Source organism: Posidoniimonas polymericola (assembly GCF_007859935.1).
Lineage (GTDB): Bacteria > Planctomycetota > Planctomycetia > Pirellulales > Lacipirellulaceae > Posidoniimonas > Posidoniimonas polymericola.
The window spans coordinates 131,984-153,670 of record NZ_SJPO01000007.1; the positions used below are offsets into that span (position 1 = coordinate 131,984).

A 21,687-nucleotide genomic window follows, 5' to 3' on the forward strand; every position below is an offset into this window, starting at 1 on the left:
CGATCGCCAATGGCCAACAGCTAACCGCCCATAGCCAATACCCCTATGCCCATCTCAGAAATAGCCCCGCTGCCTGCCGAGCTCCAGGAGTGGCAGGAGAAGATCGAGAAGCTGGCCGCCGGTCACGGGCTCGACTTCTTCCCCACCATTTTTGAGATGGTGCCGGCCGACCGGCTCAACGAGATCGCCGCCAAGGGGGGCTTCCCGGTGCGGTACCCGCACTGGCGGTTTGGGATGGAGTACGAGAAGCTCGGCAAGGGCTACCACTACGGCCTGCAGAAGATCTACGAGCTGGTCATCAACAACGACCCCTGCTACGCCTACCTGATGGCGAGCAACGAGCTGGTCGATCAAAAACTCGTCATGGCCCACGTGTACGGGCACTGCGACTTCTTTAAATGCAACGCGTGGTTCGGCCACACCAACCGCAAGATGATGGACCAGATGGCCAACCACGGCGCGCGGATCCGCCGCTACATGGACGAGGTCGGCGTCGAGCCGGTCGAGGAGTTTATCGACGCCTGCCTGAGCATCGAGGACCTGATCGACATCCACTCGCCGTTCATCAAGCGGCGGGCCGACCGGCATGATCCGGGCGAACGCAAGGACGCGCCGCCGAAGCCGGCGCGGTTCCAGAGCAGCGAGTACCTCGACCCGTTTGTGAACCCCAAGGCCGAGCTCCGCCGCGACGACACCGAGGACACCCCGAAGCCGCACAAGATCCCGGAGCACCCCGAGCGGGACGTGATGCTGTTCCTCTTGGAACGCGCGCCGCTCAACGCCTGGCAGGCGGACGTGCTGTCGATCATCCGCGACGAGGCGTACTACTTCGCGCCGCAGGGTCAGACCAAGATCATGAACGAGGGCTGGGCCAGCTACTGGCACAGCAAGATGATGACCACGCAGATCGCCAGCGCGGCGGAGATCGTGCAGTTCGCCGACCACCACTCCGGCACGGTGGCCTCGAGCGGCGGCTCGCTGAACCCGTACAAGCTTGGCATCGAGCTGTTCCGCGACATCGAGGACCGCTGGAACCGCGGCGCCTACGGCAAGGAGTACGAGGAGTGCGACGACCACGCCGAGCGGCAGGACTGGGACCGACAGCTCGGCGGCGGCCGCGACAAGATCTTCGAGGTCCGCCGCGTGCACAACGACCTCACCTTCATCGACTCGTTCCTGACGCTCGACTTCGTGCGGGAGCACAAGCTGTTCAAGTTTGGCTACAACCCGGGCACCGAGTACTATGAAATCGAGACCCGCGCCTTCCCCCAGGTGAAGAGCCAGCTGCTGGTCAACCTGACCAACCTCGGCCGCCCGCACATCTCGGTGGTCGACGGAAACTACAAGAACCGCGGCGAGTTGTACCTCGAGCACGCGTACACGGGCGTCGAGCTGCAGATGAACTACGCCCAGGACACGCTGCAGAACCTCCACCGCTTGTGGACCCGGCCGGTGCACATCGCCACCGTGATCGACGAGGTCGAGACCATCGTGTCGTTCGACGGCAAGTCGGTCACGGTCGATCAGGGCGACGAGGTCGAGAGCGAGGAGGATGATTGAGTCGCAACCATCGACATGGGGAGGACAAGTTTAGAGGGAACACTAATGTTCGCTAGTACTACAGCGCTAGGTCGTGAGTCGAAAAACGGTGACTGGCTCGACGCGGTGGTTGGGCTAGAACCCAAATTTTGTGGAGAGTCGTCGTGCCTGTGCCCCTCTTTCGACGGACCACCAGACGAGATGTAGTCTTGGGCGGGCTGATGCCGGCTTGCGAGAGGCTCGCGATGCGTAATCCATGTCAATCCCCAGTTACGACCATTAGTGCCTATTAGAGTTCCGTCCCAACTACCTCGCTTGCATTGACTCCTTGAAGATTCTTATGCCCCTAGCCCAAACACTCGCCGGCAAGCTGAACGCCGCTCAGATCGACGGGACCGTCGTCTCGGCCGCTGAGAACGGCGACCGGCTGCTGGTGCGCGTCGACCAGGCGGGGGCGTTGGCGCTGTCGCTGTTCGAGCTGCGGCTAGAGACCGACAAGCTGACCGCCGCGCCGATGCCGCACGTCAAGCAGGTCGCCACACAGCTGACCGAGAAGATCACCTACCTGCTCGAACCAATCTGCCCGGTCGAGTCCGACGCCGAGGCGTGCGTCGTGCAGCTCCGCTCGACCAAGCCGCAGCAGGGCGTGGAGGGCGTGTGCTACTACGAACTTCTAGTGAAGACAGGCGGCGCCATCGGCCTCTGCCGGTACGAGAAGGCCAAGGGCGCCCTCCGCCGCGAGGTTGCCATGAACCTGACCAAGGAGGTGGTCACGCGGTTGGCGGCAGATTTCTTAGCAGCCGTGGACTGACCCGCTGGCTGGCATTCCCCCGGTCTAACCGCTACGACCGTGCTGCTCGGCGGCGTGAAGGCCCTATTCTCTAGCGGTGAGGGGCGGCAGGTGGTAACGGCCCCCCTGGGTTCCCGTTTGTGAGATTGAGTCACGACCTTCTCACACTCGATAGGGGACCCAAAATATGATGCGTCTGCTGCTTGCGTCCGCGGTGCTGTTCACGATTGCCCTCAGCGGCTGGACCCCACTGGTGCTGCCGGCTGCTGCGGCGGTCGACCACTCGCTGCAGGTGCTGATCTTGTGTGTTTGCGCCGGCGCTGTTTGGGCGGCGACCCAGTGAACCAGACCCTGCCCGGCGACGCCGCTCGCGCGCCGAGGGCGAGGTTTTAGTGGTCGGCACGGGACGCGTTTGCAGGTTCCGGGGCGTGCTGTCTTGTGTCGGCTGTCGTTGTGGCGGACAATCGCCCGCATGAGCACCGACGCGCCGCATGAGGAAAACTTCGAATCAGAGCTAGTCGAAGGAGACGGCCCCGCGGTCGACACCTTCGGGACCACAGTCCCGCGGCATCTAGCGGGCCTGGTCGACAACGTTGTGGCGATGATGTTGTCGGTGGTCTGCGCCAAGGCCTTGCCGAACTCGATGCCGCTCTTGCAAGGGGTGGTCGTCTTCGCTGTCTACCTTGTCTACTTTGCGTTTCTTGAGTTGGTGTTTAGCACGACGCCGGGCAAGTTAATGAACGGTCTAGTCAACCGTGACTTCAGCGGAGGTCGATGTTCCGCGCGGCAAACAATGATTCGAACGCTGTTCCGATTGCTGGAGGTGAACCCGCTCTTGTTTGGGTTTCTTCCTGCAGCCGCCAGCATCATCTGGTCGCGGAATCACCAGAGATTTGGTGACAAAGTGGCCGGGACTGTTGTCGTCTTTCGTTAGGACGGTCTTGCTGAAATGATGTGGTATCGCCCGAATTAGCTACCACCGTCTACCAGCACCGCCAGCATCCCGCGGCAGAACTCCGGCAGGTCGTCCGGCTTGCGGCTGCTGACGTGGTGGCCGTCGACGACGCAGGCGGCGTCCTCCCACTCGGCGCCGGCGTTCACCAGGTCGTCCTTGATGCCGGGCGAGCCGGTCACGCGGACCCCTTTGTACACGCCCGCGGAGATCGGGATCCAGCCGCCGTGGCAGATCGCGGCGATCAGCTTGCCGGCGGCGTCGAACTCGCGGACCAGCTCGAGCACCTTCGCCTCACGCCGCAGTTTGTCGGGCATGAACCCGCCGGGGACCAGCAGGCCGTCGAACTCGGCCGCCGTGACGTCGTGGTACGAAGTGTCGGACTGGCAGGGGTAGCCGTTCTTGCCGGCGTACGTGACGCCCGCCTCGGGGCCGGCCACGACGACCTGGGCGCCGGCCTCGATCATGCGGAGCTTGGGGTACCAGAGCTCCAGGTCTTCGTAGATGTCGCCGACGAAGGAGAGGATGCGTTTGTTTTCGAGGGGGCGGTCCATCGGGGTTCCATTCCTGCGGTTCGATAGGGGGCTTGAGAGGCGGTGCTATTCCGCGTGCGCGTGTTCGTGCTGCTCGTAGTGCTGCTGCAGCTTGTCGAGGCCGAAGTCGTTCTTCGTCGAGTGCCACACCAGGTGCGAGTGGTTCCCCTGGGCGTTGTCGTACTCGAAGACGAACGTCGGCCCGTGCACGCGGAAGTAATGGTTTTCATCGGGACCGAGCCCGCCCGCCCAGGCGAAGTAGATTTCGCTGTAGCCCGCCCGCTCGATCTCGGCGAGTTCCTGCGCTGCGAGTTCCGGCCGCAGGTTCTGTAGCACGCCGGTGACGACCTCCGTCAGCCCCGATTGCTGCGCGGGCGTCATCTGCGAGTAGGGCAGGCCCGCCGGCTTGCCTAGGTCGATGGGCGCGCCCGGCACGGTCGCGACGTCGCGCGGAGCCTCGCTGGCGATCGACGCCTGCCGCCGCTGCTCTTCAGAAAACAAACCCATCAGCGCTCGGAAACGGTCTTCCTCTCCGCCGAGGGCGCGGAGTCCCAGCCGGGGGCCAACGCGGACCTCGTGGGGGTTGGCGCCGAGGAACAGCGGCGCGGTCGAAACCACCAGCTGCCCGTCGGACGTGAGGTTCAGTGACAGGTGGTGACCCTCGACCCGCCAGCCCCACGGGCGGTCGGCGTCCGGCTCGCCGTAGACCGCGAACCAGTACTTCTCTGGGTTGCGGATGTTCTCGACGTCCTCGCGGTCGGCCTCGATCAGGCGCAGCACCCGCTCGAGCGACATGATGGTGGTCGCCTTCAGGTAGCCCTGGTCGCTCAGCACCGACCGCATCAGCTTGCGGGCTGCCCGGCGCTGCTCGAGCGTCATGTCACGCAGCGGCAGGCCGACGCGTTCCATGGGGACAAACTGCCAGTCGGTGCGCTGCGGGCCGTCGAACGCGAAAGTGGCCGCCTGTCGCTGCTCGTCGGGAAGCGTGCTCAGGAATTCGACTGCCGCGTCCCGCATCTCCTCATTTACCTGATGCTGAGCGGCTTCGTGCGCGCTGGTCCGATCAGGCGTCAGCGCTACCCAGCTGAGTGCTAAGAAGAGGAGGAGCAGGTTGCTGAGGAATTGGTGCATGGAGGACCTGGCGGGGGGCGGCGGCGAGTGCGAAGGCGAACGGCCGACCGATTATACCCGCCGTCGGGGGACGGCGCCTGCCTGCGACGAACCCGGCGGCTGGCTATCCCAGCAGCATCTGCAGGTCGTCCGACGTGAGGGTGCGGAGCAGCGAGCTGTCCGCCGAGATGATCGCCTCGGCGAGCTCACGTTTCCCCGCTTGCAGCCGGAGGATCTTTTCCTCGACCGTGTCGCGGGCGATCAGCCGGTAGGCAAACACCGGCTTCTCCTGCCCCAGCCGGTGGGCGCGGTCGATGGCCTGGGCCTCGACCGCGGGGTTCCACCACGGGTCGAGCAGGAAGACGTACTCGGCCGCGGTCAGGTTCAGGCCGCAGCCGCCCGCCTTTAGGCTGATCAGGAACGCCTGGCAAGCGTCATCGTTCTGGAACCGCTCGACGCGTCGCTGCCGGTCGCGGGTCTTGCCGTCGAGGTGCTCGTAGACGACGCCGGCCTTGTCGAGGCGGTCGCGGACGATGTCGAGCATCGTCGTGAATTGCGAGAAGATGAGCGCCTTGTGGCCCTCGCCCAGCACCTCATGGAGTTGCTCCAGCAGCAGGTTGAGCTTCGCCGAAGGCTTCGACCTGCGGCGTTTGTCGATCAGCCCCGGGTGGCACGCCGCCTGGCGGAGCCGCAGCAGGGCCTCGAGCACGTGCACCTTCGACTTGGCCAGGCCGGTCTTGGCGATCCGCTCCTCGAGTGACGCTCGGTAGTGGTTGCGCAGGTCGTTGTACTGCTTGCGTTGCGCCGGGGGGAGTTCGCAGTAGAGCTGCTGTTCTGACTTCTTAGGCAGCTGGGGGAGTACTTGTTCCTTGGTGCGACGCAGCAGGAAAGGGGCGATCCCCCGACGGATCGCCGCCAGGCGCGACTGCTGCTCCTCGTCGCGGCTGCTCTTGGTCAGCTCGCCGAGTGCGCCGCTCGTGCCGAGCAGGCCGGGGTTCAGGAACTCGAAGATCGACCAGAGCTCGCCCAGGTGGTTCTCGACCGGAGTGCCGGAGAGGGCCAAGCGGCAGCGGGCGTTGAGGACGCGGCTCGCCTTGGCGGTCTGCGACGCCGCGTTCTTGATGGCCTGGGCCTCGTCCAGGATGGCGTAGTCCCAGGGGGTCGCGGCCATGAGTTCGACGTCCTGCCGAAGCGTGCCGTAGGTGGTCAGCACGAGGTCGTAGTCGGTGAATTCGCCGACTCGCTCCGCGCGGTCGATTCCGGTGTAGTCCGCGACGGCCAGCTTCGGAGCGAAGCGTTCGGCCTCGAGTTTCCAGTTGTAGACCAGGCTCTTAGGCGCCACGACCAGCGACGGCCGCCGCTCGGCGTCGCGCGGCTGGCGGCGGCGACGGTCGGCCAGCAACGCCAGCACCTGAATCGTCTTGCCGAGCCCCATGTCGTCCGCTAGGCACCCGCCGAAACCGAACTTCTCGAGGAACCGCAGCCAGCCGAGCCCCTCGCGCTGGTAGTCCCGCAGCTCGCCCCGGAATGAGCGGGGCGCCGCGGCGGGCGTGACCCCCTGAAACGAGGCGAGGCGCTTGCGCCACGCGGCAAACTTGCGATCGATCTCAACCGAATGATCCGCTTCACGACCAGACAGCAACGAGTCGAGCAGGAGCGCCTGACCGGTCTGGAACCGCAGCGACTCGCCCTCCTGTCGTCCGCCGAGTTCCCCCAGCGGCGCGTACCGGTCGATCCACTGTTGGGGCAGCAGCCCGCGGGTGCCGTCGCCGAGCAGGATGTACCGCTCGCCGGAACGGATCGCCCGCAGCAGCTCGGGCAGGGTGGCGGTGGCGCCGCCGAAGTCGACCTCGCCCTCCAGGTCGAACCAGTCCACGCCCGACTTCACGCTTACCGAGACTCCGCCGCCGCGGCGGACGAGCGTCCCCTCGGCCTCTACCGACCAGCCCTCATCGACGAGCGTTTCAACAACCGTGGTCAGCTGGCGCGGCGACATCTGCAGATGCCCGGGGGGCGTCTGATCGAAGTAGTCGGCCTGCCTGGGGGCCAGCCCCAGCTCTAGCAGACGGTTGAAAAGTTCCGACTCGCGTTGGCCGTCCCGGGCAATCATGCGTCCGCCGTCCGGCGTCGGCCAGGCGTTGACTTCGCTGTCGGCCGAGGCCAAATTATCCTCGTACACGTACGACACGCTCGCGTACAATTTGGGATCTCGGCCGTACGACTGTCGGTCGCTTGGAGGGTGCACCACCAGCCGGCCCCGCGGCTCGCCAGTCTGGCGAGTCAGGCAGAGCGAATCGTCGCCAGTCAGCTCCGGCGGTTCGCCCGCGCGCCACAACTCTTGCAGCAGCGAGTCGCGTTCCGACTTCGGGACCACCAATTCGTCGTTGGCCCGGAGGGCTTCTAGCCACCGGTCGTCGGGGGGGCTCCGGAATGGAGCCAGCAGGTTGTCCATCAGCAGCAGGCCGGCAGAGAAACAGTAGACCGCGTCGCGCAGCGGGCGCGACTGGTCGCCGCGGACCAGCTCGCCGGTCAGGCGCCACCTGCGACCCCGGTCAAACGGCTTCGTCCGCAGGCGAAACCGCCAGGGGTCCCCGGCGTCCCACGCGATGGTCTGCGCGTCCTCCCAGTCCTGGGTTCCGGAAAGGAGCCAGGCAAACCGCCCCGTGGCGGCTAGCGCCGGCAGCACGGCGCCAAAGAGCGGGGCGGCGAGCGCCACACGGGTCGGCAATTGCGCGTTGGGAGACCGAGCCCCGTAGTTGTACTGAGAGTAGGTCAGCGCGGTCGTTACGCGGCTGCCCAGCAGCAGTCCCAAGACGTCACGGTCGTGCGGGGCGTCTAAGCCGCCGACGTTGCCGGAGTCGATCTGCAGGGGCTTGACCTTCCCCCAGCCGCCGTCGTTCAGGCGTTGGCTCTGCAGCAGCGTGATCTCCGGCGTATGGTCCTGCCGCGACACGTCCAACAGGTAAAAGACCCGGCGTTCGACGTCGGCCGTGGCGCCCAGCAGCGGGGCCTCCCGATGGGGTTCGGCTTGATTCAGCGCCTGCTGCCAACCGAAGGCGGGCGAGGGCGCCTTCCCGATGAGTGACAAGCCGCCCTGGCGGGTCGGCCTCCGGCGGTCGTCCGTTGGCCTCACCCGCTCCACTGTCCTCAGCGCCGCCCACAAGTGCTTGCAGTGGTGCCCGTCGTCAAAGTGGGGGCAGGAGCACTCCAGGTAAAGTTCGTTGGAGTCGAGGTCTTCGAGGAAGACATCGTAGATCGCTCCTCCGGACCCCTCGACTTCGAACTGGTAGCAATCGTCGCTCTGTTCGACGAGATTGACTTGGCCTGCAGCGGCGTAGGCGTCGCCGCGTTGGCGGACCGCGCTAGAGAAGAGCGGCTTGACTTCCTGCAGCACTGACATCCATTCCTCGTTGGGTGGCGCATCCCAGAACAGGCGGGAGCGGAACCATTGAACCAGTCGGCGATGACGATGGCGTCTTGGTCAAGTGGTGATGCTACGGGTTGGGCTTCACCTGTTCAATCGAGCCAGGGCATTTTCCGTGGCAATCGTCCCCTGGAGGTGGCTTTATGTGATTGGCGGAAGGAGGAAGGAGCTCCATTCCGATATCGGTCCGCAAAGGGCCGGGCGGATCCCTGTATGCGTTTCGTTTTCTCGCCGCTTCGCTGTGGAAATGGTCCGCGTGGTAGGTTCAAATTTAAGGGGGAGAAGGGGTGACCCTGTTAGGCGGGGTGTTCAGACAACACGGGCCGCTCGGCGGGCGGCTGCGCGGTAGGGGATTCGGTACGCCACACTGCGGTCGTCTTCTACTCCTGGTAGGCGGGGTGGGACAAAACCCCTCAGACGGTTTCCGGGCCGCACGCAGCCAACGTTGCTAGACAAGCATAAAGTGAATCACTGGGAGAACCGGGGCCCAAGTTTTGTCCCCCCCGATCGTTTTTTCGGACCAAACGATGGACTGACCGGGGTTGGTGAGGGGGGGGCGCTTACGCGGTTTTGCGGCCGGGTGACGCGGCGGAGAATGCCAACCGCTGCTTGGTGGGCGCTCCGCGACACGGCGGCTCACTGGTATACTGCCGGCCTGCGAACCCCTACCCACAAGCGATCGAAGCGATGCACCACGACCAAGCTGCCCCCGAGGAATCGTTAGCACCCGCCGGCGGCGGATGGCACTGCAGCCACCTGTACTACTCGTTTGATCGCCCTGCATTGGCCGTGCTCGACGGGGCAGGGCGGCGGGCCGTGGCGGACGCGGTGACCGCGGCGCTCGACCCGTCTGCGGGGCACGCTCCGCTGCGGATGCAGACCTCGATCGTCAGCGGTCACAAGGCCGACTTCGGCGTGATGCTGATGGACCCGGACCCGCTGAAAATCGATGCGGTGCATCAGGTTTTGATGTCTGGACCTGCGGGTCCGGTTTTAACGCTCGGGTACTCGTTTGTCTCGGTGACAGAGATCAGCGAGTACGTGCCGAGCGTCGAGGACTACGGCAAGCGGGTGGCCGCCGAGGGCGACGAGCCCGGCTCGCCGGCCTACGAGGCCAAGGTAAAGGCGTACGCCGGTCGGCTGGAAGGCATGAACAGGCAACGACTTACGCCCGAACTACCCCCCTACCAGTCCTGCTGCTTCTACCCGATGAATAAGAAGCGTAAGGTCGGCGAGAACTGGTTCACCCTGCCCAAGAAAGAGCGGAATCGGCTGATGGGCGAGCACGCCCGCAGCGGGATGGCCTTCGCAGGGAAGGTGAGCCAGCTGATTACGGTGGGAATTGGTTTGGATGATTGGGAGTGGGGGGTTACACTGTGGGGGAGCAACCCAGAGTACCTGAAAGACATCGTTTACCAGATGCGTTTCGATGAGGCGAGCGCCCGCTACGCGGAGTTCGGCCCCTTTCTTGTTGGGTACGTTTGCACTCCTAAGCAACTTATTGAGCACTGTCGGGTAGTCGTCTAATGCGCGTTTAATCGGCGAGATTGTGGACGCGGGGCCCTAGCGGCCTGCGTGCCTGCCGAGCTGACGACCCAGCCTGACTCTTCTCTATCCCCTCTATCCCGCCCGTAGCTCCCCGGGTTGAGGTTGCTGGTTCCCGTTTGCGGATGTTTCGCCCGATTGAGCGCGCGTTGGCCAAAGCGTCGTGTGTCGTCGGATCGATTAGAGAGATAAGCACCGCGATTCAGGAACCGAGCCAGATGAAAGCATTAACCGTAGCCGCCCTGCTTGCGACGCAGATGCTAGCGTCCGCGTCGGCGGTCGAGTACCGCACCTTTGACGGCAGCTACAACAACCTTTCGTCCGCCGCCACTTCCCAGTGGGGCGCGGCTGGTTCTGAACTGCTGCGGATGGCCCCGGCCGACTACCGCGGCGACGCGGCGTTCGGCTCGGCGGTCGACAGCCGCGGCCGGCTTTCGGGCCGTGAGATCAGCAACCTGCTGGTTTCGCAGACCACGACCGTCGGCAACATCCGCGGCATGACCAGCGGCGTCTGGCAGTGGGGGCAGTTCCTCGACCACGACATCGACTTCACGCCCGGCGGCGGGGCCGAGGTGACGGTGATGATGTCGCCCGCCGACCCGTACGGGATGACGATGATCCCGTTCAGCCGCTCCGACCATGTCCACGACGCCGCGCTCGACCGGCAGCAGATCAACCACATCACCAGCTACATCGACGCCTCGAATGTCTATGGCTCGGACGCCACGCGCGCCTCGGCGCTCCGGGAGTACTCCGGCGGCCGCTTGAAGAGCAGCGGTGGTGGTTTGCTGCTGCCCACCAACGACATGGCCGGTCTGGGCGCCCTAGACAACGACAACCAGGGACCGGAGACAACTCTGTTTGTCGCCGGCGACATCCGCGCCAACGAGCAGCTCGGCCTGACCTCGATGCACACGCTGTTCATGCGTGAGCACAACCGGCTGGCGGACACGCTGTCCGCGACCCACGCGGGAGACGCCACGTGGGACGACGAGCGGATCTACCAGACCGCCCGACGGATTGTTGGCGCCGAGATCCAGGCGATCACCTACAACGAGTTCCTGCCTGCCCTGCTGGGGTCGTACGCCCCGGCGGCCGCGGACTACGCGTACGACGCCGGCGTCAACGCGACGATCGCCAACGAGTTCTCGACCTCCTTTTTCCGCGTCGGCCACAGTATGCTGCCGAACGAGATCAAGCTGTCGAGCGATTACGGTGCGTCGGCCGGCTCGATCAGCCTTGCCGAGGCCTTCTTTACGCCCAGCAGGATCATAAACAGCCCCGACATGGTCGAGGACGTCATGATGGGCCTGATGATGCAGCAGTCGCAGGAGATCGACACCCAGATGGTGGACAGCGTGCGGAACTTCCTGTTCGCCCCGACCGGCCAGATGGGGCTCGACCTGGCGGCGCTGAATATCCAACGCGGCCGCGACCACGGCCTGCCAGACTACAACACGCTCCGCCAAGCCTACGGGCTATCGGCGGTGACCTCGTTTGCGGACATCACCTCGGACTCCAACCTGCAGTCGATCCTGGCCCAGGTCTACGGCGGGGTCGACAACATCGACCCGTGGGTCGGCGCGCTGTCGGAGGACCACCTCAGCGGCGCCAGCCTCGGCCCGCTGATGACGGTCGCGCTGATTGAGCAGTTTAGCCGTCTGCGGGACGGCGACCGGTTCTTCTTCGCCGGCGACGCGTTCCTGCAGTCGAACGAGGTTGCCGCGATGGTCGACTTCTCCAACCTGTCCATGATGGACCTGCTCGACTGGAACATGGCGATGAGCGGCATGCCCGCCAACTTCTTCATGATCCCGGAGCCGGCGTCGCTGTGGTTGGCGCTGGCTGCCCTCGCCCTGCCGGCCAGGCGCCGGGTTTTCTGATAGCCCTGCTAGCCTTAGAATCACGGACTTCGATATCCGTGACCCGCAGGCGAAACAAGGTCATCTATGCCAGGCGTCCATGAGGTCGTCCACCCGCTGATCGGTCGGCACCTGACGGTGTTGCGAAACGAAACGACCCGGCCGGCGGAATTCCGCGGCTCGGTTCGCCGCCTCGCGACGCTGCTCGCCTACGAGGCGACCAAGGACCTCGGCTCCCTGCCGACCAAGGTCAAGACGCCGGTCGCCATGGCCGAAGGCTGCGAGCTGACCGACCGCATCGGGCTGGTACCCATCCTGCGGGCGGGGCTCGGCATGGTCGACCCGGTGCTGGACCTGATCCCGTCGGCCGAGGTGTGGCACCTCGGGCTCTACCGCGACGAGGAGACCGCCCAGCCGGTCCGCTACTACGACAAGCTCCCGCCGGGCAAGCCGGTTGACACCGCGCTGGTGCTCGACCCGATGCTCGCGACCGGCGGCTCGGCCGTGGCCGCGCTGCAGACGCTTTACGAGTGGGGCGTCGGCCGGGCGAAGGTGCTGTCGCTGATCGCCTCGCAGGAGGGCGTCGACACCGTGGCCGCGGCCTTCCCGCAGGCGCAGGTGTACGTCTGCAAGGTCGACCCGGAGCTCAACGACCAGAAGTTCATTGTGCCGGGGCTTGGCGACGCCGGCGACCGCTCGTTCAACACGATCATCCACTAACCACGGGGGCGGAATGGAGCGGTACGTAAGCCTGCTGGGCCTGCTGGTGATGATCCTGCTGGCCTGGCTGATGAGTGCCCACAAGTCACGCGTGAATTGGCGCGTGGTCGTGATGGGACTCGCCCTGCAGTTTGCCTTCGCTTTGTTGATCCTCAAGGCCCCGGGCGGTCAGTACGTCTTCCAGCAGCTGGGCGAGTTCTTCAACCGCTTGCTGTCGTTTGTCGACGAGGGGTCGATGCTGATGTTTGGGGTCAACCCGAGCGAGGCCGACGAGGGGATGCCGCCCCGGGTCGTGCTGCTGCGTACGTTCGCCTTCGGCGTCCTCCCGACGATTATCTTCTTCTCATCGCTGATGTCGGTCCTGTACCACATCGGCTTGATGCAGCTGGTCGTCGGCGGACTGGCGTGGGTGATGCGTCGGACGCTGGGCACTTCCGGCGCCGAGACCCTCTCGGCGGCGGCGAACATTTTTGTCGGCCAGACCGAGGCGCCCCTCGTTATCCGACCCTACGTCGGGACCATGACGCTCTCCGAGCTCATGGTCGTGATGGTCGGCGGGTTCGCGACCATCGCCGGCGGCGTGTTCGCCATCTACGTCAAGTTTGGCATCGACGCGGGCCACCTGCTTACTGCTTCGGTAATCTCCGCCCCGGCGGCCCTGCTGATCGCCAAGGTGATGCAGCCCGAGGTCGAAGAGCCCGAGACCGCCGGGGTCGCCCCGGCGCGGATGGAGGCCGCCAGCGGCAACGTGCTCGAGGCCGCGGCCGAGGGGGCCTCCGCGGGCATGCGGCTGGCCCTCAACGTCGCGGCGATGCTGATCGCCTTCGTGGCGTTGGTCGCCATGCTCAACGCGTTGGTCGGTTGGGTAGGCGGGCTGGCGGGTTTCGAGGGCGAGGCTGCCTGGAGCATGCAGAAGGCGTTCGGCTACGCGTTCGCTCCGCTGGCGTGGCTGATGGGCATCGAGTCCAAAGACTGCCTGCCGGCGGGCGTGATGCTGGGCGAGAAGATGGTGCTGAACGAGTTCTACGCCTACCTTTCCCTCAGCGATGCTATCGGTGCTGAAAAAATAAGTGAGCGGACTGCCACGATCCTCACCTACGCCCTGTGCGGTTTCGCTAATTTCAGCTCGATTGGCATCCAGCTGGGGGGCATCGGCGGCATCGCGCCGGAGCGGAGGGGCGACTTGGCGAAGCTCGCCCTGCGCGCCATGCTGGGGGGCACCCTCGCCGCGTTCATGACGGCGTGCATCGCCGCGGCCTTGATTTGATCATCCTCTTTGTCCGGTTCACGGGCCCCTCAACCTGCTTTCAAGATCCTTATGAAGACCCTCCTCACCCGTGAAGAACTGAACCAGGGCGTCGCGCGGATGGCCGGTCAGATTCACGACCGCTACGCCGACCGGCAGTTGACCATCATTAGCGTGCTGACCGGCAGCATGGTGCTGGTCGCCGACCTGATCCGAGAGATCGACCTGCCGATGCGGCTCGGTGTGATTGAGGCCAGCAGCTACCGCGGGGCCACCACCACCCGCGGCGAGCTGACCATCAACGCCAAGCCGATGCTCGACATCACCGGCCGCGACGTGCTGCTGGTCGACGACATCTTCGACACCGGCCACACGCTGGTCAAAGTGATCGAGAAGATGCAGGAGTTCAACCCGGCCAGCGTCCGCTCGGCGGTGCTGCTCCGCAAGCACGGCCGCCAGGAGGTGCAGGCCGTGCCCGACTTCGTCGCGTTCGACATCCCCGACGAGTTTGTCGTCGGCTACGGCCTCGACTACGAAGACCTGTACCGCAACCTGCCGTACCTTGCCGCCCTCGAAGAGCACGACCTCGACCACCACAAGAAGCTGGTCGAGGTCCACAAGAGCTAGCGCTGCGGCCGCGCTCGGCGTAGCTGCTCCTCCTCGACCGTGTCCGCGCCTGCCGCCATCGGTTTCTCGCAGGTGTTGCGCGTGGCCGCCGGCTTAGCGTGCACTGATCCGCAGATTGCGCGGTTTTTGGGCCGCAAGAGATTATTTTGCTTTTCTTCATTGTCCGGCGTCACAGACCCTGCGTCGGAGACGTTACCGGATAGAGCGGGCATGAATGCCTGCCTCGGTCGTAGCCAGGCGAAGAACTACCGGCGAGACGACGATGCCGAGGACCGTGTTGACTGGATCAACGCTAGAACCAGAGGCGTTCGTGCTGCTGATTGCACGGCACGAGCGGCGCATCCGTGGCTTTATCGCCACGCTGCTCCCCTTCGACCGCGACGCGGTCGACGATCTGATTCAGACCACCTACCTCGTGGCGTGGCGGAAGCTTGCCGAGTTCCGCTACGAGAGGGAAACCCCCGACGAAGAGGCGGTCCGCTGGATCATCGCCATCGCCCGGTTCGAGACCTTCAGCCACATGCGCGCCAACAAGAAGCACCGCTACGCCGAGCTCGACGAGCAGCTGCTCGGTCAGATCGCCGATGTGCAGTCGGAAGACTGGGGCCGGTTTGACGCCCGCTGGCGGGCTTTTGGGTCGTGCGTGCAGAAGCTCGAGGGCTCGCAGCGAGAGGTCATCCGGCTCCGGTATGGGCTGGGGTTGTCGCTCGACGAGATCGGTCAGCGCTACGGCAAGCTACCCAACACCATCGCGGCGCGGCTCTCGCGGATCCGCAGGGCTTTAGAAAAGTGCATAGGAACCTCGTTGCAGAACGAGGGCTACTGTCGATGAGCGGGGCCAACCCAGACAACCCGAACGGAGGCAGTCCGAACGGTCGGACCATCGGCGACGCCGACCGGCTAGAGCAGCTGCTCGAACAGCTGGTCGTCGCGACGCTCGAGCCGCAGCAGCGGGCGGAGCTCGCCGTCCTGATCCGCAACGACCCCGAGGCCGCCCGGCAGTTTGCCCAGGCGATCCACCTCCGGGAGTGCCTGAGCGACTACGGCGCCAGTGAGAGCGCCGGTGAGAGTGCGGGGGGGGAGTCAGGGGCTGCCGCTCACCAAGCGGCGTTGACGCCAGCGACCGCCACGCTCGCTGCCCGGGCCGGTGTGGGGCGGTGCGAATCTGAGCTCCGCGACAACGACGCTGACGCGGGATTTCCGACCCGCCGCTGGGGCGGTTGGTTCCCGCTCGCCCTGGCGACCTGCCTGGCGCTAGCGGTGGGCCTTGCGGCCGGGCGGATGACGCTCGGCCCGCCAGTCGCGGAGCGTGACGACGCGGCGGCTCCAACCACGACCACCACGGTTGTGCGTCCCAATTTTGAAGTCGGCGGCGCGGGCTACGACCGGCTCGGCCGGGTGGCGGCCTTGTCGCCCGACGCGTCTTCGGACGGTTTGCTGCGGCCGCTGCAGGTCGGCGATCTGCTGCGGCGGGGCGAGGTGGTCCAGCTCACCCGAGGGGTGATGCAGGTCAGCTTTGCCGCCGGCCCGGAAGTCATCGTGCAGGGCCCGGCCGAGTTTTCCGTCGTCGACGACCTGGCGATCTACGTCCACCGCGGTCGGGTCACGGCCAAGTCGCCCGGCCGGTTCACGCTGCAGACCTCGCTGGTCGCCGCGCAGGCCGAACGCGCCGAGGTCGGCGTGGTCGCCGACGCCGAGCACGCAGTCGAGCTGTACGCGTTCGACGGCAGCGTCGCGGTCAACTCCAACCCACACCGCCAGGTCGAGCAGGAGACCCTGCGGGTGCTCAAGGCCGACCAGGGCGTCGGCGTGACCCGCAAGGGGAACTCCACGCGCCTGACCGCGGTCAACACCGAGGTCCCCACCGACATGGTGCGCGACTGGGCCGAGGTCACCACCCAGCTGCACCCCTACGAGCAACTCGTGCTGGCCGACCGGCCGCTCGCCTACTGGCCGCTCTACCGCGTGCGGCGGAACCGCCGCGTGCTCGACCTCACCCAGCACGGCTACGACGGCCAGGCCATCGGCAACTGGCCCGCCGAACTCAACGACGCCTCGTCCACACAGGTCCGCGGCGCCTACTTCGACGGCGAGTCGTACATCGAGCCCGACTCGAAGCCGCCGGTCGATCTGGAGTCCGGCTTCACCATCGAGGGCTGGGCCAAGGTGCTCGGCGGGCCGGAGTTCCAGTCGGTGTTCACGTCGCGGTGGGTGTTCGGCTCCAACACGCCGAGCCAGCAGTGCTTCGGCTTCACGCTCTACGCCGGCGACGACGACAAGTGGCAGTTCTGGAGCGGCTCCGGCGAGTACGGCGCGATGTGGCAGATGCTCAGCGGGAACAAAACGCTCGAACGTCACCGCTGGACGCACGTCGCGGCCAGCTTCCGGCCAGAGAAGACTAAAGAGGGCGAGTGGGTCGAGGGGACCGTGCAGCTGTACGTCAACGGGCAGCCCGCCGCCAGCGGAACGCACCGGATGTCGCTGCTGGACTTCGAGTGGCCCGCCCGGATCGGCGCCGCGGAGTTCGTGCCCAAGTCGCTGACCTCGTGGCTGTTCCGCGGCGAGCTGCGGGACGTTGCGCTCTACGACTACCCGTTGTCCGACGAGAGGATCCGCACGCACCAGACGCAGGGCGAGCACGCCACCTAAGGCGATCCTTTAATTGTCACGCACCCACAGCAGCCCGAGAGGGGACGCATGGAACGCAATACAACTACCCACCGCGGCCGCCAGCCCCAGCACGGGTTCACCCTCGTGGAGTTGCTGGTAGTGATCGCCATCATCGGCGTGCTGATTGCGCTCTTGCTGCCGGCGGTGCAGGCCGCCCGCGAGGCCGCCCGCCGCACCCAGTGCACCAACCAGCTCCGCCAGCTCGCCCTGGCGTTCCACAACCACCACGACACGCACAAGCACATGCCGACCGGCGGGTGGAATTTCGCCTGGCTGGGCAACCCCGACTACGGGTACGGCAAGCACCAGCCGGGCAACTGGCTGTACAACATTCTGCCTTATATAGAAGAAGCGAACCTGCACGATATAGGAGCCGGCGCCACCGGAGCCGCGCGCGACCAAGCGAGCGTGCAGCGCGTTCAGACCCCGTTCGAGGGCATGACATGCCCCAGTCGCCGGAGGGCCAACGTGTTCGCGAATGGAGCGAGCACTACCTTTGCGGAGTGTGTCAATCCGGTCCAACTCTGTAGCAAGACGGACTACGCCGCCAACGCGGGTGACATGTACAACCCGGAGCCGTACGCGTCGTCCGAGCCGGGAGAGGCTCTACCTAATGTCAGCAACGTCGACTACGACTCGTTGAAAGCCTTCAGCTGGAAGCCTGTTTGGAAGGCTGGAGACCCCACAAATCCCGACAATCTGGTCTACGTGCGTGACGCAACCGGCATTGTCTACACACGTTCGCAAGTCGCATTTCGTAGGATTACCGACGGCACGTCAAACGTCTACATGGTTGGCGAAAAATACCTATCTACCCTCCACTACGAAACCGGGATGGGTGAGGGCGACAACGAGCCAGGCTTTACCGGAGGAAACGACGATACACTCCGCACAACGGTAAAGACGGTCAAGGGGATTGGGGGCGGCGATGTCAAGCTCGCACGCGACAGCGAATCTAATGTCAAGAAGATTGACAGCACCAAGTTTGGCTCCGCCCACACCGGCGGGTTCAACATGGCGTTCTGTGACGGGTCGGTCCGGCTCGTGAACTTTGAGGTCGACCCCGATGTGCACCGCCTGCGGGGCAACCGGGCCGACGGGGTCGTGCTGGCGGACGAGTGAGCCGGGCGTCGGGCTCCTGCAAGCGGGCGTTGAGCGGCAGGCGGAAAGAGAAAGTGGGCACGCGACTGTATTCCATTTCTTCTATCACCTTTGGAGTCTAGTTCTCATGAGACAAGCCTGCGCACTGATCGCGTGCTTGTGTTTCGCCGCCGTTTCGACGGTTGCGAACGCAGGGTATTTTAAGACGATCACCATCGACAGCGACTACAGCGACTGGGACGACGTCCCCGTGGTCGACGACGACAGCGGCGACAACTCCGGCGGCCCCGACATCGGCGTCACCAAGATCGCCAACGACGGCAACTACCTGTACATCTACAACACGTTCCCCAACAACCTGTCGCTCGGCACCTTCCTGACAATCGACGTCGACCACGACACTGCCACCGGCTTCGACGTGTTCGGCCTGGGGCTGATTGGATCGGAGGCCGGCTGGCAGAACGACTTCCCGTTCACCCAGGCGACCGGCGTGTTCAATGACGGGCAGGGCATGTCCGGCGAGTTCTTTGGCAGTGGAGCGGCCCTGCTCGACAGCTTCGCCAACGCCGGGGCGCGGGAGCTCGCGATCAGCCTCGACATCCTCCGCAACGAGACCGGCACCGGCGTCTTCACGGACGACGTGGTTGATCTGTTGCTGTGGACCGACCTCGGCATCGGCGCCGACGGCATCCCCAGCGGCTTTCCCAACGACTCCGGCCTGAACGGCGACGTCTCGGCCGCGATCAGCTACCAGCTCGCCGTGCCCGAGCCCGTTTCCGCTTCGCTGGTGCTTGCCGCCAGCGTGCTCGGGGCGTTCGTGCGGCGCCGCTAACCAACGCGCCCCGGCGGCGGCCGGCCGCCGCCGCCGGGGCGTTCCTTATCTTCCCCAATCCACAATCCCAACCGTAGGCCGCAGCCCCCTGCGTCGACGTTTGCCCCGCGGAGAGCAAGACATGCTTCAACGGATCCACTACTTGATTGCCATCGCAGCCTCGGTTGCGGCGTCCCCCGCCTTGGCTTTCGTCGTCGCGCCGACCCACTACACCACCACGGTCCAGGTGCAGGGGGAAGCCGAGGGCACAGAGTTCGACGACTGGGCCGGCGTGCCGATCGCGTACGCCGATGCGGAGGACAACGGCGGCGAGTTTGAGGGGCGTCCTTTCATGGACTTTGCCAACCTGCAGGTCGCCAACGACGGCGAGTTCCTCTACCTGCACATGTCCTACCACAACACGTCGTCCGTCAACACGTTCATCGGCCTCGACCTGGACGCCGACCTGGCGACTGGTTTCGACCTGTTCGGACTAGGCCTGATCGGCTCGGATATCGGCTACCAGAACGACTTCCCGTTCCAGCAGGCCACGGGAGTCTACAACGTGGGGGTCGCACTGACCGGCGGGCCGCTGAGCAACGGCGGCGCGCTGATCTACACCTTCTGGGATCAGGACGGCATGGACAAGGAATGGGCCATCCCACTCGACCTGGGCCTTGGCTTCCCAGCCGGGGACCCGGCGTTCACGGGCGACACCATCGATATCCTGTTCTACACCGAAGAGGGCGCCGGCGACATCAACGACGAGGTGGTACGCTACACGCTGGCCGCCGCGCCGGTCGTGCAGGGCGACTTCAACGACGACGGCCTAGTAGACGCGGCGGATTACACCATCTGGCGGGACTCCAAGAACGACATTGGTCAGGACCTGCCGGCCGACGGCAACGGCGACATGGTGGTCGACACGCTAGACTACGACCTGTGGGCAGCCAACTACGGCGGGGGCGCCGCTCCTGTCAATTCGCTGAGCTCGGCACCCGAGCCGCTCTCGGCGACCCTCGCGTTGACCGCCTTGGCCGGCGCATTGGTGAGGCGGCGGCGGACTTCAGACCTCAGTAACTTTGACGAAGCGACTCAGAGGGACACCCTGTGTGGATGACGATGCGCGAACTGGCGGTTAGATTGGGCGGGACGATTGTGGCCCTAGCGTCCCTGGCGGTGCAGCACGGCGCGGCCCTGGAGATTGTCGTGCCGGCGTACTTCTACCCGTCGTCCGGCAGCGACTGGAGTGACATGAACGCCGCCGCGGCGCAGGTGCCGCTGACGGCGATCATGAACCCCGGCAGCGGACCCAGCAATGCGCAGAACGGCGATTACACGTCGGCGGTCGGCTCGCTCCGAGCGTCCGGTGGCCGGGTGATCGGCTACGTTTCGTCGTCTTACGCCAACCGACCGCTGCAGGATGTGCTAGACGACATCGACAAGTACGCCAATTGGTATGATATTGACGGGATCTTCGTGGACGAGATGACCAACAACGCCGTCCCCGCCAACCTCGACTTCTACCAGTCGGTCTACGACCACGTTAAGTCGATCGACCCTGCCTGGGAGGTCATGGGCAACCCGGGCACCGCTACTGTGGAGGATTACCTGACACGCCCGGCCGCCGACAAACTGATGGTGTTTGAGAGCTTCGGCTCGAGCTACTTGAGCCACACGCCATCGGCGTGGAACGCCGCTTACGACCCATCACGGTTCGTGAACCTGCTGCACCAGCTCGATCCCAACAACACGGCCGTGATGGAGCAGTACGTGGACGTGGCCGTCTCGCGGAATGTGGGGGGCGTCTACTTCACCGATGACGTGCTGGGCAACCCGTGGGACCGGCTCCCGGGATTCTGGAACGACATGGTTAGCAAGGTCGCGGCGGTCAACAGCTACGTGCGCGGGCCGATCCAGACGCTCAGCAACCCAGTAGCGGTTGGCGGCGTCACGATCGACGCCGGCCGCGGCGAATGGACCGCCCTAACCGCGTACGACGCTGACGCGGACCAGGCGCCGCTCCCCGGCCCGGAGCTCGACCTGCAGGCGATCACCCTCGCCAATGATGGCGATAGCCTGTACCTGCGAATGGAGATCGACGAGACGCAGAACGGCGCCGCGCCGGCGCTCGGGACCAAGCACAACGTGTACCTCGACACCGACCAGGACCGTGAGAGCGGGTTTATCGGCTCCGGCGGCTTCTTGTCGGTTGGGGCCGACTATCTGATCCAGGGAACGCGGCTCTACGCTTTCAACGGCGCCACGCAGGAGTCGTTCGCCTGGTCGTTTATCCAGGACCTGAGCAACAACCAGTCCCCGACCGCGGACCTCGAGTTGTCGCTGCCGCTGGCGGCGCTAGGCGGGCCGGGATCATTCGACTGGATCGCCAACGCCGCGAACTCGGGCGTGGAAGACTACCTGCCGAACACCGCCGCTAGCGGCGCCTTCGGCGACTTCTACCGCTACGAGGTGGGCGCCGTGCAGGTAGTCGTTGGCGACTACGACGCGAACGGCGTCGTGGACGCGGCCGACTACGAGTACTGGCGGTCGCACCTCGGCGAAACCGGCGGAGCCGCCGACGGCAATGGCGACGGCGTTGTCGACGCCGCTGACTATACTGTGTGGCGCGACGCGGTCGCCGCCCAAGCAGCCGGGGCGTCCGCCCTGGCAGTCCCTTCCCCCAGCTCGCTGCTGCTGATGGCGGTGGCCTGCACGCTGATTGTCACGCCACTTCGGCGTGCTCACTAGCCCACA

At 65.4% G+C, this 21,687-nt stretch carries 18 protein-coding genes; 15 read left to right on the forward strand and 3 right to left on the reverse strand.

Translation table 11 applies throughout. The features are described from left to right. Window positions 1-45 precede the first annotated feature (45 nt). From Pla123a_RS15165 to Pla123a_RS15175, 4 genes are all read left to right on the forward strand, one after another. Window positions 46-1,560, forward strand: coding sequence for a SpoVR family protein (locus Pla123a_RS15165; RefSeq protein WP_146588434.1), 1,515 nt, complete (start codon window positions 46-48; stop codon window positions 1,558-1,560). 319 nt (window positions 1,561-1,879) lie between these two features. Then, window positions 1,880-2,350 carry a hypothetical protein gene (locus Pla123a_RS15170; RefSeq protein WP_146588436.1) on the forward strand — a complete coding sequence of 157 codons (471 nt, stop codon included), beginning with the start codon at window positions 1,880-1,882 and terminating at the stop codon, window positions 2,348-2,350. 169 nt (window positions 2,351-2,519) lie between these two features. Next, on the forward strand, window positions 2,520-2,672 hold the full coding sequence (locus Pla123a_RS24675) for a hypothetical protein (RefSeq protein ID WP_197527994.1): 153 nt from the start codon (window positions 2,520-2,522) through the stop codon (window positions 2,670-2,672). A 129-nt stretch (window positions 2,673-2,801) separates the two neighbouring features. Next, complete coding sequence (locus Pla123a_RS15175; RefSeq protein WP_146588438.1) at window positions 2,802-3,263, forward strand: RDD family protein; 462 nt, start codon at window positions 2,802-2,804, stop codon at window positions 3,261-3,263. Window positions 3,264-3,298: 35 nt separating this feature from the next. Here the strand turns inward: Pla123a_RS15175 and Pla123a_RS15180 are convergent, their stop codons facing one another. The 3 genes from Pla123a_RS15180 to Pla123a_RS15190 all read right to left on the reverse strand — a co-directional run bounded on the left by Pla123a_RS15180 (window position 3,299) and on the right by Pla123a_RS15190 (window position 8,324). Then, the gene (locus Pla123a_RS15180; protein ID WP_146588440.1) at window positions 3,299-3,835 is read right to left on the reverse strand and encodes a type 1 glutamine amidotransferase domain-containing protein; all 537 of its coding nucleotides are present in this window, start codon (window positions 3,833-3,835) and stop codon (window positions 3,299-3,301) included. Window positions 3,836-3,880: 45 nt separating this feature from the next. Continuing rightward, complete coding sequence (locus Pla123a_RS15185; protein WP_146588442.1) at window positions 3,881-4,945, reverse strand: DUF3500 domain-containing protein; 1,065 nt, start codon at window positions 4,943-4,945, stop codon at window positions 3,881-3,883. 103 nt (window positions 4,946-5,048) lie between these two features. Beyond that, entirely contained in the window at window positions 5,049-8,324 is a 3,276-nt protein-coding gene (locus Pla123a_RS15190) for a DEAD/DEAH box helicase (protein ID WP_146588444.1), read from the reverse strand. A gap of 711 nt (window positions 8,325-9,035) precedes the next feature. Between Pla123a_RS15190 and hemQ the strand changes: the two genes are divergently transcribed. From hemQ to Pla123a_RS15245, 11 genes are all read left to right on the forward strand, one after another. Beyond that, window positions 9,036-9,875, forward strand: coding sequence for a hydrogen peroxide-dependent heme synthase (gene hemQ / locus Pla123a_RS15195; protein ID WP_146588445.1), 840 nt, complete (start codon window positions 9,036-9,038; stop codon window positions 9,873-9,875). Between the two features lie 236 nt (window positions 9,876-10,111). Further along, complete coding sequence (locus tag Pla123a_RS15200; RefSeq protein WP_197527995.1) at window positions 10,112-11,776, forward strand: peroxidase family protein; 1,665 nt, start codon at window positions 10,112-10,114, stop codon at window positions 11,774-11,776. Window positions 11,777-11,842: 66 nt separating this feature from the next. Further along, window positions 11,843-12,475, forward strand: coding sequence for a uracil phosphoribosyltransferase (gene upp / locus Pla123a_RS15205; RefSeq protein WP_146588449.1), 633 nt, complete (start codon window positions 11,843-11,845; stop codon window positions 12,473-12,475). A gap of 13 nt (window positions 12,476-12,488) precedes the next feature. After that, window positions 12,489-13,742 (forward strand): NupC/NupG family nucleoside CNT transporter, encoded by a 1,254-nt coding sequence (locus tag Pla123a_RS15210; RefSeq protein WP_146588451.1) that lies wholly within the window; start codon window positions 12,489-12,491, stop codon window positions 13,740-13,742. Window positions 13,743-13,793: 51 nt separating this feature from the next. Next, a complete protein-coding gene (hpt, locus tag Pla123a_RS15215; protein ID WP_146588453.1) occupies window positions 13,794-14,348 on the forward strand; it encodes a hypoxanthine phosphoribosyltransferase in 555 nt (184 codons plus the stop codon). A 262-nt stretch (window positions 14,349-14,610) separates the two neighbouring features. Further along, window positions 14,611-15,180, forward strand: a complete 570-nt coding sequence (locus Pla123a_RS15220) for a sigma-70 family RNA polymerase sigma factor (protein WP_197527997.1) — start codon at window positions 14,611-14,613, stop codon at window positions 15,178-15,180. After that, complete coding sequence (locus Pla123a_RS15225) at window positions 15,177-16,997, forward strand: LamG domain-containing protein (RefSeq protein WP_146588456.1); 1,821 nt, start codon at window positions 15,177-15,179, stop codon at window positions 16,995-16,997. The genes Pla123a_RS15220 and Pla123a_RS15225 overlap by 4 nt, the downstream gene beginning before the upstream one ends. Window positions 16,998-17,045: 48 nt before the next feature. After that, complete coding sequence (locus Pla123a_RS15230) at window positions 17,046-18,140, forward strand: DUF1559 domain-containing protein (protein ID WP_146588458.1); 1,095 nt, start codon at window positions 17,046-17,048, stop codon at window positions 18,138-18,140. Window positions 18,141-18,246: 106 nt separating this feature from the next. Further along, window positions 18,247-18,951: a hypothetical protein gene (locus Pla123a_RS15235; protein ID WP_146588460.1), complete on the forward strand. Its 705-nt coding sequence runs from the start codon at window positions 18,247-18,249 to the stop codon at window positions 18,949-18,951. 121 nt (window positions 18,952-19,072) lie between these two features. After that, a complete protein-coding gene (locus tag Pla123a_RS15240) occupies window positions 19,073-20,050 on the forward strand; it encodes a hypothetical protein (protein WP_146588462.1) in 978 nt (325 codons plus the stop codon). After that, window positions 20,047-21,681 carry a spherulation-specific family 4 protein gene (locus Pla123a_RS15245; protein ID WP_146588464.1) on the forward strand — a complete coding sequence of 545 codons (1,635 nt, stop codon included), beginning with the start codon at window positions 20,047-20,049 and terminating at the stop codon, window positions 21,679-21,681. The genes Pla123a_RS15240 and Pla123a_RS15245 overlap by 4 nt, the downstream gene beginning before the upstream one ends. Window positions 21,682-21,687: the final 6 nt, after the last annotated feature.

Bases quoted from the DNA above. Each gene is read 5' to 3' on its own strand.
- Pla123a_RS15165 (WP_146588434.1), top strand. From the start codon at position 46: ATGCCCATCTCAGAAATAGCCCCGCTGCCTGCCGAGCTCCAGGAGTGG.
- Pla123a_RS15170 (WP_146588436.1), top strand. From the start codon at position 1,880: ATGCCCCTAGCCCAAACACTCGCCGGCAAGCTGAACGCCGCTCAGATC.
- Pla123a_RS24675 (WP_197527994.1), top strand. From the start codon at position 2,520: ATGCGTCTGCTGCTTGCGTCCGCGGTGCTGTTCACGATTGCCCTCAGC.
- Pla123a_RS15175 (WP_146588438.1), top strand. From the start codon at position 2,802: ATGAGCACCGACGCGCCGCATGAGGAAAACTTCGAATCAGAGCTAGTC.
- Pla123a_RS15180 (WP_146588440.1), bottom strand. From the start codon at position 3,835: ATGGACCGCCCCCTCGAAAACAAACGCATCCTCTCCTTCGTCGGCGAC.
- Pla123a_RS15185 (WP_146588442.1), bottom strand. From the start codon at position 4,945: ATGCACCAATTCCTCAGCAACCTGCTCCTCCTCTTCTTAGCACTCAGC.
- Pla123a_RS15190 (WP_146588444.1), bottom strand. From the start codon at position 8,324: ATGTCAGTGCTGCAGGAAGTCAAGCCGCTCTTCTCTAGCGCGGTCCGC.
- hemQ (WP_146588445.1), top strand. From the start codon at position 9,036: ATGCACCACGACCAAGCTGCCCCCGAGGAATCGTTAGCACCCGCCGGC.
- Pla123a_RS15200 (WP_197527995.1), top strand. From the start codon at position 10,112: ATGAAAGCATTAACCGTAGCCGCCCTGCTTGCGACGCAGATGCTAGCG.
- upp (WP_146588449.1), top strand. From the start codon at position 11,843: ATGCCAGGCGTCCATGAGGTCGTCCACCCGCTGATCGGTCGGCACCTG.
- Pla123a_RS15210 (WP_146588451.1), top strand. From the start codon at position 12,489: ATGGAGCGGTACGTAAGCCTGCTGGGCCTGCTGGTGATGATCCTGCTG.
- hpt (WP_146588453.1), top strand. From the start codon at position 13,794: ATGAAGACCCTCCTCACCCGTGAAGAACTGAACCAGGGCGTCGCGCGG.
- Pla123a_RS15220 (WP_197527997.1), top strand. From the start codon at position 14,611: ATGCCGAGGACCGTGTTGACTGGATCAACGCTAGAACCAGAGGCGTTC.
- Pla123a_RS15225 (WP_146588456.1), top strand. From the start codon at position 15,177: ATGAGCGGGGCCAACCCAGACAACCCGAACGGAGGCAGTCCGAACGGT.
- Pla123a_RS15230 (WP_146588458.1), top strand. From the start codon at position 17,046: ATGGAACGCAATACAACTACCCACCGCGGCCGCCAGCCCCAGCACGGG.
- Pla123a_RS15235 (WP_146588460.1), top strand. From the start codon at position 18,247: ATGAGACAAGCCTGCGCACTGATCGCGTGCTTGTGTTTCGCCGCCGTT.
- Pla123a_RS15240 (WP_146588462.1), top strand. From the start codon at position 19,073: ATGCTTCAACGGATCCACTACTTGATTGCCATCGCAGCCTCGGTTGCG.
- Pla123a_RS15245 (WP_146588464.1), top strand. From the start codon at position 20,047: ATGACGATGCGCGAACTGGCGGTTAGATTGGGCGGGACGATTGTGGCC.